Genomic DNA, 9,566 nt, shown 5'->3' with positions numbered 1-9,566 from the left:
GGCGAGGGCTGCCGTGGCGCTGACGGCGGCGAGGATTCGTCGAATGCGCATTCGGTTCCCCTTTCACGGATTACCTCGGTTGGTGCACTAGTCAGGTTGATCCTCACCCATGTGGGTGGCACGTCATGTTGCGCCATTCGGGTGACAGTGCTGTCGGGTGCGGGGTCGGTGACGCGACCCGTCGGACAGGCCCTAGAGCCTGTGCGTGGGCACGCGGTCGGTGTAGCGGCTTTACCAGCCCATGAGGACTTCTTGGTCCCAGAGGCCGGCACCTCCGCTTCGACCCCGAAGACGTCCGCGTCTGGGTCGAGTCCCAGATGGAAGAGGCTGCCTGATGGCCGGACACATCCAAGACCGTTGGTACAAGAGCGAACCGGGACCGGACGGCAAGACCCTCAAGGCCAAGACCGACCGCTTCGGCGTTGGCCTGCGCTACCGAGCTCGCTACATCGGGCCGGACGGCTCCGAGAAGTCCAAGAGCTTCCCGGACAGGCAGAAGCGCAAGGCGGAACAGTGGCTCGCCAACATCGAGGCGGACATGTCGCGCGGCGACTACGTCAGCCCGGACGCTGGCAAGGTCACGTTCGAGCAGTACGCCACGGAGTGGATGACCACGCAGGTCACGGACCCCCTGACGCGGGAGTCCGTCGAGAGCCGGTTACGGCTCCACGCGATCCCCTACCTGGGCACGCGGCCGATGGGCTCCTTCACCCCGTCCCATCTCCGGCTGTGGCTGCGCACCTTGGAGGACCGAGGGCTGTCGGCCGGTTACCGGCGTGGGATCTTCGCGCACGTCTCCACGGTCTTCACGGCTGCCGTAGAGGACCGGGTCATTCGCGTGAACCCGTGCAGCGCTCGGTCGGTGCGGGCTCCTCGCCTTGAGCCTCGCAAGGTCAAGCCTTGGCCTGCCGAGCGAGTCATGGCCGTTCGAGCGGCCTTACCGGAGAGCTACCAGGCTCTCGTGAACGTCGCTGCCGGATGCGGCCTGCGACAGGGGGAGGCCTTCGGCCTGGCCGTGGAAGACGTGAACTTCCTCGATGGGGTGATGCACGTGGTCCGGCCAGTCAAGCTGCTGCAACGTCATCGGCCCGTGTTCGCCCCACCCAAGGGAGGCAAGGAACGTGACGTGCCCCTGCCTGAGTCGGTGGCCTTCGCGCTGGCTGCGCACCTGGAGCGTCACCCGGCCGTAGAGGTCACCCTGCCGTGGAAGACGCTTGACGGCCCTCCGGTCACGGCGACGCTGATCTTCACCGGCTCCATGGGCCTGGCCCTCGATCGGAATCGCTTCAACGATCGCGTGTGGCGGCCTGCTCTTCGCGCTGCGGGCTTGGAGACCGGGAGGGATAACGGCATGCACGCGCTGAGGCACTTCTACGCCTCGGTGCTCCTGGACGCGGGGGAGAGCATCAAGGCTCTCAGTGAGTACCTGGGCCACCATGACCCCGGCTTCACGCTGCGCACGTACACGCACCTGATGCCGACCAGCGAGACCCGCACCCGGGCTGCCGGGGATCGCGTGTTCCAGGACGGCGAACCTACGGAAGACGGCCCCGAGACGGCCCAGGAGCGGGATTAGGCCTCTGACCTGCGGTTATCTCAGTACCCGAAGTCCTGCGTCCACCACGGACCGCCGGAGCCGAAGTGCACACCGACGCCCAGGGTCTTGAAGTCGCAGTTCAGTATGTTGGCGCGGTGGCCGGGGCTGTTCATCCAGGCGTCCATCACCGCCGCGGCGTCGGCCTGCCCGCGGGCTATGTTCTCGCCGCCGAGGCCGGTGATGCCGAGCTTCGCCGCCCTGTCCCACGGCGAGGCGCCGCTGGGATCGGTGTGGTCGAAGAAGTTCTCGTCGGCCATGGCCCCGCTGAAGTCCTGGGCGAGGCCGGCCAGCGCGCTGCTCGCCGTCAGCGCGCTGCACCCGACCTTCGTCCGTTCCTCGTTGACGAGCCTGAGCACCTCGGCCTCGACGGCGGCCTGCGTGGAGACGGCGGTCGGGGCCTGGGTCTTCGGCGGTGCCTTGGTGGTGGTCTCGGCCGGCGCGGTCTCCGGCTTCTCCGGCGCCGTGGTCGGCTTCGCCTCCGGCGCCTTCGTGGGTGTGGCCGACGCCGGGTCCGCATCCGGCGCGGAGGCCGGGGCCGACTCGGAGGTGGACCGCTCCGGTGACGTGGACCGGTCCGCGTCGCGGCTCGTCGTGGAGCCCCGGGAGGTGCCGCCCGGGTCGGCGTCGGCGCTGCCGGAGGTGCCGCCCTGCGGGCTCTCGCTGTTCGTCGGCGAGCCCGCGGCCTGCACCTTGTCGGCGCCGCCGTTCGGGCCGCCCAGCTTGTAGTTCTCGAGCCCGGGCACCGCGCCGGTGGCGACCGCGACGGTGCCGAGGGCGACCGCGGCGGAGACCCCGAGGAGCCCCGTGCGGACCGGTGTCGCGGCCTTCTTCTTCCGGCGGTGCCCCCGCTCCCACGGTCCGTCCGCCGGGCTGAAGCCCTCGGAGGGGAAGACCACGGTGGTCCTGGCGCGCGCGCCGCCGTCGTCGGTGTCGAAGAGGTACTCGTGGGGCCTGGTGTGGGGGTCGGCGTACAGATCCGGGTTCAGGTAGGGCGCGATGCCCAGGCGGCCGTCGTCGTCCTGCGGGTGGCTGTCCCACGGATCACGGTCCCGCTCGTACGAGCCGTGCGTCCGACTGTCCCCCGTGGCGCGGCCCGTGGCGGCGCGGCCGGCGTCCGAGCGTCGGTGGCGTCCCATGTGCTGGCCTTCCTCGTCTCTCTGTCGACGCGCGCCCTGAGCCGACGCGGTCAACCCAACTCACTCAATCGAGTGAGTTTCAGATGAGATTCATTGGATCGGGACGGTACCGCATGGCGCGAGAGGCGGAGGTGCCCCGAGAGACATTGGCCGGTTAGGTTGCACCCATGAGCGAGGATGTTCGACTGGTCGCCTGGGTCCGCGGACGAGTCCAGGGAGTGGGTTTCCGCTGGTTCACCCGGGCCAGGGCGCTGGAGATCGGGGGCCTGAGCGGTTTCGCCCTCAACCTCGGGGACGGGCGCGTGCAAGTGGTCGCCGAGGGGGCCCGCGAGGGGTGCCAGAAACTCCTGGACTGGTTGCAGGGCGGCGACACGCCCGGACGTGTGGACGGTGTCACCGAGATCTGGGACACACCGCGCGGTGGGTACGACGGCTTCGCCATCCGCTGATCGTGTGGCGCGGTGCGGGTCCGCCGGCGGCGGCGGGAACTGCCACAGGCATCTGCCCGGAGGGAAAAGGAGCAGGTGGTTGCCAAGAAACGCGCGGCGTGGGAGGCTCCGCTCAGCAGGATGATCCGCACGCCCCGAGGGGCCCGCAGGAGTCGCAGCGCCACCTGGTTTCCGGTCGCGCGCCCCCGGGACGCCCATGGATACGGGGCGTGATCGTGTTGACCGTCAAACTTTTTGGTGAGACGCTGAAAGCCCGCGCACCTTAGCTGTTTGGCATGGATGAACGGCACCACAACTCAGGCAGTGCCAAGCACCACGGGTGCGAATCCCTCACGACCCACACCGCTTCGGTCGGTCACTCAGTGTGGAGGACCATCCATCATGGCAAAGGCGCTTCTCGGTTACGTCGGCGGCTCCGACCCTCGACTCCTCGCCGAGATGCGACGGCTCCAGCAGCGCGTCCAGGACCTGGAATCCGAGCTTGTGCGGATCCAGGCGGAGAACGACGCCCTGACGGCTGCCGCTTCTCACGACAGGATCATGGAGCGAGTCGACGCACACCAGGCGGAGCCTGCGCTCACCTGATCACTGCATCGCACAACGACACAGTGGTTGGGCTGCCCGTCAACCGCTCAGGTGTCAGAGTTGCAAGGGACGCTTCGGCGTCCCTTCCTTCTTCCCCCGCCCTTCTTGCCCCGCCTTTGCTGCCCCCGCGCGTCCTTTCGCCGTCTTTAACTTTTGGTGTGCCCTGCATATTCAAAGGTGAAACCGCGAGGTTGCGGGGGTTCGTGGAGTGGGGTAGCGACGGCCGGTAAAGTCCGGCGGCGTGCACCTCAAGGCCCTGACCCTCCGCGGGTTCAAGTCGTTCGCCTCGGCGACCACGCTCCGGTTCGAGCCGGGGATCACGTGTGTCGTAGGACCGAACGGCTCGGGCAAGTCCAATGTCGTGGACGCGCTCAGCTGGGTCATGGGCGAACAGGGCGCCAAATCGCTGCGCGGCGGCAAGATGGAGGACGTCATCTTCGCCGGCACCACCGGCCGTCCGCCGCTCGGCCGCGCCGAGGTGTCCCTGACCATCGACAACTCCGACGGGGCCCTGCCCATCGAGTACGCCGAGGTCACCATCACGCGGATCATGTTCCGCAACGGCGGCAGCGAGTACCAGATCAACGGCGACACCTGCCGGCTGCTCGACATCCAGGAACTGCTCTCCGACTCCGGCATCGGCCGCGAGATGCACGTCATCGTCGGCCAGGGCCAGCTCGACTCCGTCCTGCACGCCGACCCCATGGGCCGCCGCGCCTTCATCGAGGAGGCCGCGGGCGTCCTCAAGCACCGCAAGCGCAAGGAGAAGGCGCTCAGGAAACTGGACGCGATGCAGGCCAACCTCGCGCGTGTGCAGGACCTCACCGACGAACTGCGCCGCCAGCTCAAGCCGTTGGGCCGGCAGGCGGCGGTCGCGCGCAGAGCCGCGGTCATCCAGGCGGACCTGAGGGACGCGCGCCTGCGGCTCCTGGCCGACGACCTCGTCGGCCTGCGCGAGGCCCTGAAGGCCGAGGTCGCCGACGAGGCGGCCCTGAAGGAACGCAAGGAAACCGCCGAGCAGGAACTGAAGAAGGCCCTCCAGCGCGAGGCCCTGCTGGAGGACGAGGTGCGCCGGCTCGTCCCGCGCCTCCAGCGCGCCCAGCAGACCTGGTACGAACTGTCCCAGCTCGCCGAACGTGTGCGCGGCACGATCTCGCTCGCCGATGCGCGTGTGCACAGCGCCACCTCCGCGCCACCCGAGGAACGGCGCGGTCGCGACCCCGAGGAACTGGAGCACGAGGCCCAACGCGTACGCGAACAGGAAGCCGAGCTGGAGGCGACCCTGGAGGCGGCCCAGCGCGCCCTGGACGACACCATCGGCCACCGCGCCGAGCTGGAGCGGGAACTGGCCGTCGAGGAGCGGCGCCTGAAGGACGCGGCCCGCGCCATCGCCGACCGCCGCGAGGGCCTGGCCCGGCTGGGCGGCCAGGTGAACGCGGCACGTTCCCGCGCCGCCTCCGTCCAGGCCGAGATCGAGCGGCTGGCCGCCGCCCGGGACGAGGCCCAGGAACGGGCCGTCCACGCCCAGGAGGAGTACGAGGCGCTCAAGGCCGAGGTCGACGGCCTCGACGCGGGCGACGAGGAACTGGCCGGGCGGCACGAGGCGGCGAAGGCGGCACTGGCCGAGGCGGAGGCCGCCCTCACCGCCGCCCGAGAGGCGGTCACCGGGGCCGAACGCAGGCGGGCCGCGACCCAGGCCCGGCACGACGCCCTCGCCCTGGGCCTGCGCCGCAAGGACGGCACGGGCGCCCTGCTGGACGCCAAGGACCGCCTCACCGGCCTGCTGGGCCCCGCCGCCGAACTCCTGACGGTCACCCCCGGCTACGAAACCCCCCTGGCCACCGCCTTCGGTACCGCCGCCGACGCCCTGGCCGTGACCACCCCCTCCGCCGCCGCCGACGCCCTCCGCCTGCTGCGCAAACAGGACGCGGGGCGAGCCGCCCTGCTCCTCGCGGGTCCCTCACCCGAAACCCCCACGACCGGAGCGGCCACGCCGCAGGGCGAAGCCCTCCCGAGCGCCCCGCAGCCTGCGCCGACGGCGGCCCCGACAACGCCCACCACCTCGCCGGGCACGCCGGACGCCCCCCGACCGGCCGAGGCCACGACCTCCGAGGCCTGCGCCGGTCCATCGGCGGCCGGGGGCGTGGCAGCCGCCGACGCGGGTGGGAGCGGTGCGGCGGGCGCATCCGCCACCACCGGCACCCCCGTGTCCGGGCACCCCTTCGCCGCCGAGTTCGTGCGCGGTCCCGCCGGGCTCATGCCCGCCGTGCGGTGGCTGCTGCGGGGAATCGTCGTGGTGGGGACGCTGGAGGACGCGGAGGATCTGGTCCTCGCCCGACCCGAGCTGACCGCCGTGACCGGAGAAGGGGATCTGCTCGGGGCGTACTTCGCACAGGGCGGCTCCGCGGGGGCGCCCAGTCTGCTGGAGGTGCAGGCCTCCGTGGACGAGGCCGCCGCCGAGCTGGAGCGGCTCGCCGTGCGGTGCGAGGAGCTGACCGAGGACCAGCAGCGGGCCGCCGAGCGGCGCGGCCGGTGCACGGCACTGGTCGAGGAACTGGGGGAGCGGCGGCGGACCGCCGACCGGGAGAAGTCGGCCGTCGCCCAGCAACTGGGCAGGCTCGCCGGGCAGGCGCGCGGCGCCGCCGGGGAGGCCGAGCGGTCCGCGGCCGCCGCCGCCCGCGCCCAGGAGGCCCTCGACAACGCCCTCCAGGAGGTGGAGGAACTCGCCGAGCGGCTCGCCGTGGCCGAGGAGACGCCGATCGAGGAGGAGCCCGACACCTTCGCACGCGACCGGCTCGCGGCCGACGGCGCCAACGCCCGCCAGACCGAGATGGAGGCCCGCCTCCAGGTCCGTACGCATGAGGAACGGGTCAGGGGGCTGGCCGGCAGGGCCGACTCACTGGACCGGGCCGCCCGCGTCGAACGCGAGTCACGCGCGCGTGCGGAGCAGCGGCGCGCCCGGCTGCGCCACGAGGCGGAGGTCGCCTCGGCGGTCGCCTCCGGCGCCCGGCAGCTGCTGGCGCACGTCGAGGTCTCCGTGGCCCGCGCCGAGGAGGAGCGGGCCGCCGCCGAGGCCGCCAAGGCCCGGCGCGAGCAGGAGCTGACCGCCGCCCGCACCGAGGGCCGGGAGCTCAAGGCCGAACTCGACAAGCTGACTGACTCGGTCCACCGGGGCGAGGTGCTCGGCGCCGAGAAGCGGCTGCGCATCGAGCAGCTGGAGACCAGGGCACTGGAGGAGCTCGGGGTCGAACCGGCGGGCCTGATGGCGGAGTACGGGCCGCACCAGCTCGTCCCGCCCTCGCCGCCCGCCGAGGGGGAGCAGCTGCCGGAGGACCCGCAGCACCCCCGCAACCGGCCCCGTCCCTACGTGCGGGCCGAGCAGGAGAAGCGGCTGAAGGCCGCCGAACGCGCCTACCAGCAACTCGGCAAGGTCAACCCGCTGGCTCTGGAGGAGTTCGCGGCGCTGGAGGAACGCCACAAGTTCCTCAGCGAGCAGCTCGAGGACCTCAAGAAGACTCGCGCCGACCTGCTCCAGGTCGTCAAGGAGGTCGACGAGCGCGTCGAGCAGGTCTTCACTGAGGCCTACCGGGACACCGCCCGCCAGTTCGAGGGCGTCTTCGGCCGGCTCTTCCCGGGCGGCGAGGGCCGGCTCGTACTGACCGACCCCGACAACATGCTCACCACGGGCGTGGACGTCGAGGCACGTCCGCCGGGCAAGAAGGTCAAGCGGCTCTCCCTGCTCTCCGGCGGCGAGCGGTCGCTGACCGCCGTCGCGCTGCTCGTGTCGATCTTCAAGGCCCGTCCGAGCCCCTTCTACGTCATGGACGAGGTCGAGGCGGCACTCGACGACACCAACCTCCAAAGGCTGATCCGGATCATGCAGGAGCTTCAGGAGGCCTCGCAGCTGATCGTGATCACGCACCAGAAGCGCACGATGGAGGTCGCCGACGCGCTCTACGGCGTCTCCATGCAGGGCGACGGTGTGTCGAAGGTCATCAGCCAGCGCCTGCGTTAGCACTGCGTCAGCGCCCCGGCACGTGTGGTGCCGGGGATCTCGCGTGCCTCCGTCACTTCGGGGTAGACGGACCATGTCCGCAGCTTGACTACAACACTTGATTCAAAGTCCCGGGCTGTCCATGGTGTATGGCCACTGATTGTCCTCAGAAGGGGTGATATTGACTTCGGAAGATGAAGGCATAATCTCTGTGTCGTAGTTTTTATCTTCAGATCACATCATCTGGAGGGGTTGATCTCCACCCCGGCAGTGCTGCCGGTGTGCCCGAGGAGTACACGTGACCACAACGCAGGCCCCAGGGCCCGGAGCCCGGACGGCTCACCCCGAACATCTCGGGCACGTCATCTTCATCACCGCGGCCGCCGCCATGGGCGGCTTCCTGTTCGGATACGACAGCTCCGTGATCAACGGCGCCGTCGAGGCCATCCGGAGCCGCTACGGCATCGGATCCGCGGAACTGGCTCAGGTCATCGCCATCGCCCTCATCGGCTGCGCGATCGGCGCCGCGACCGCGGGCCGTATAGCCGACCGCATCGGCCGCATCCGCTGCATGCGGATCGCCGCGACCCTGTTCACCATCAGCGCCGTCGGCTCGGCCCTGCCGTTCGCCCTGTGGGACCTCGCCTTCTGGCGGATCGTCGGCGGCTTCGCCATCGGCATGGCCTCGGTCATCGGCCCCGCCTACATCGCCGAGGTCGCCCCGCCCGCCTACCGCGGCCGCCTCGGCTCCTTCCAGCAGGCCGCGATCGTCGTCGGCATCGCCATCTCCCAGCTGGTCAACTGGGGTCTGCTCAACGCCGCCGGAGGCAACCAGCGCGGCCGGCTGATGGGCCTGGAGGCCTGGCAGGTCATGCTCGGCGTGATGGTCGTCCCGGCCATCCTGTACGGACTGCTCTCCTTCGCCATCCCTGAGTCCCCGCGCTTCCTGCTCTCCGTCGGCCGCCGTGACCGGGCCCGCCGGATCCTCGCCGAGGTCGAGGGCGACCACATCGACCTCGACGCCCGCGTGGCCGAGATCGAGACCGCCATGAAGCGCGAGCACAAGTCCACCTTCAAGGACCTGCTCGGCGGCAGCTTCCTCTTCAAGCGGATCGTCTGGATCGGCATCGGCCTGTCGGCCTTCCAGCAGTTCGTCGGCATCAACGTCGCGTTCTACTACTCCGCGACGCTGTGGCAGTCGGTCGGCGTCAACCCGACGGAGTCGTTCCTCTACTCGTTCACGACGTCGATCATCAACATCGTCGGCACCGTGATCGCGATGATCTTCGTGGACCGCATCGGTCGCAAGCCGCTCGCGCTCATCGGCTCGTGCGGCATGGTCGTCGGCCTGGCCCTGGAGGCCTGGGCGTTCTCGTACCCCCTGGTCGGCGGCAAGCTGCCGGCCACCCAGGGCTGGGTCGCGCTGATCGCGGCCCACGTCTTCGTCCTCTTCTTCGCCCTGTCCTGGGGTGTGGTCGTCTGGGTCCTGCTCGGCGAGATGTTCCCGAACAAGATCCGCGCCGCCGCCCTGGGCGTGGCAGCCTCCGCGCAGTGGATCGCCAACTGGGCCATCACCGCGAGCTTCCCGTCGCTGGCCGACTGGAACCTCTCCTGGACCTACGTCATCTACACGGCCTTCGCCGCGCTCTCCATTCCGTTCGTCCTGAAGTTCGTCAAGGAGACGAAGGGCAAGGCGCTGGAGGAGATGGGGTAACCGCCCCTGCCTCACTGCCCCGGCTCACGCACCGAGCCGGGGCAGTACGTGCTCGCCGGGGGCGTTCCACCCCGTGTGCGCCGGGCGGCCG

At 70.4% G+C, this 9,566-nt stretch carries 6 protein-coding genes; 5 read left to right on the top strand and 1 reads right to left on the bottom strand.

The features are described from left to right. The first annotated feature begins 334 nt into the window (after window positions 1-334). Complete coding sequence (locus tag ACWEK3_RS10505) at window positions 335-1,576, top strand: tyrosine-type recombinase/integrase (protein ID WP_453249488.1); 1,242 nt, start codon at window positions 335-337, stop codon at window positions 1,574-1,576. Between the two features lie 20 nt (window positions 1,577-1,596). Here ACWEK3_RS10505 and ACWEK3_RS10500 read toward each other — a convergent pair whose 3' ends face one another. Next, window positions 1,597-2,733, bottom strand: a complete 1,137-nt coding sequence (locus ACWEK3_RS10500; protein ID WP_453249487.1) for a CAP domain-containing protein — start codon at window positions 2,731-2,733, stop codon at window positions 1,597-1,599. A gap of 167 nt (window positions 2,734-2,900) precedes the next feature. On the opposite strand from ACWEK3_RS10500, the gene ACWEK3_RS10495 reads away from it, so the two are divergent. The 4 genes from ACWEK3_RS10495 (at window position 2,901) to ACWEK3_RS10480 (ending at window position 9,475) form a co-directional block, all read left to right on the top strand. Continuing rightward, the gene (locus ACWEK3_RS10495) at window positions 2,901-3,182 is read left to right on the top strand and encodes an acylphosphatase (RefSeq protein ID WP_361416386.1); all 282 of its coding nucleotides are present in this window, start codon (window positions 2,901-2,903) and stop codon (window positions 3,180-3,182) included. Between the two features lie 381 nt (window positions 3,183-3,563). Continuing rightward, window positions 3,564-3,767, top strand: coding sequence for a hypothetical protein (locus tag ACWEK3_RS10490; protein ID WP_009190853.1), 204 nt, complete (start codon window positions 3,564-3,566; stop codon window positions 3,765-3,767). Window positions 3,768-4,008: 241 nt separating this feature from the next. Beyond that, a complete protein-coding gene (locus ACWEK3_RS10485) occupies window positions 4,009-7,782 on the top strand; it encodes an AAA family ATPase (RefSeq protein ID WP_453249486.1) in 3,774 nt (1,257 codons plus the stop codon). A gap of 277 nt (window positions 7,783-8,059) precedes the next feature. Beyond that, window positions 8,060-9,475 (top strand): sugar porter family MFS transporter, encoded by a 1,416-nt coding sequence (locus tag ACWEK3_RS10480; RefSeq protein ID WP_453249485.1) that lies wholly within the window; start codon window positions 8,060-8,062, stop codon window positions 9,473-9,475. Window positions 9,476-9,566 lie beyond the last annotated feature (91 nt).

This window comes from Streptomyces sp. NPDC004721 (assembly GCF_053601495.1).
Note: the sequence above shows the minus strand (reverse complement) of the source record. Positions and strands in the feature narration are given on the sequence as shown.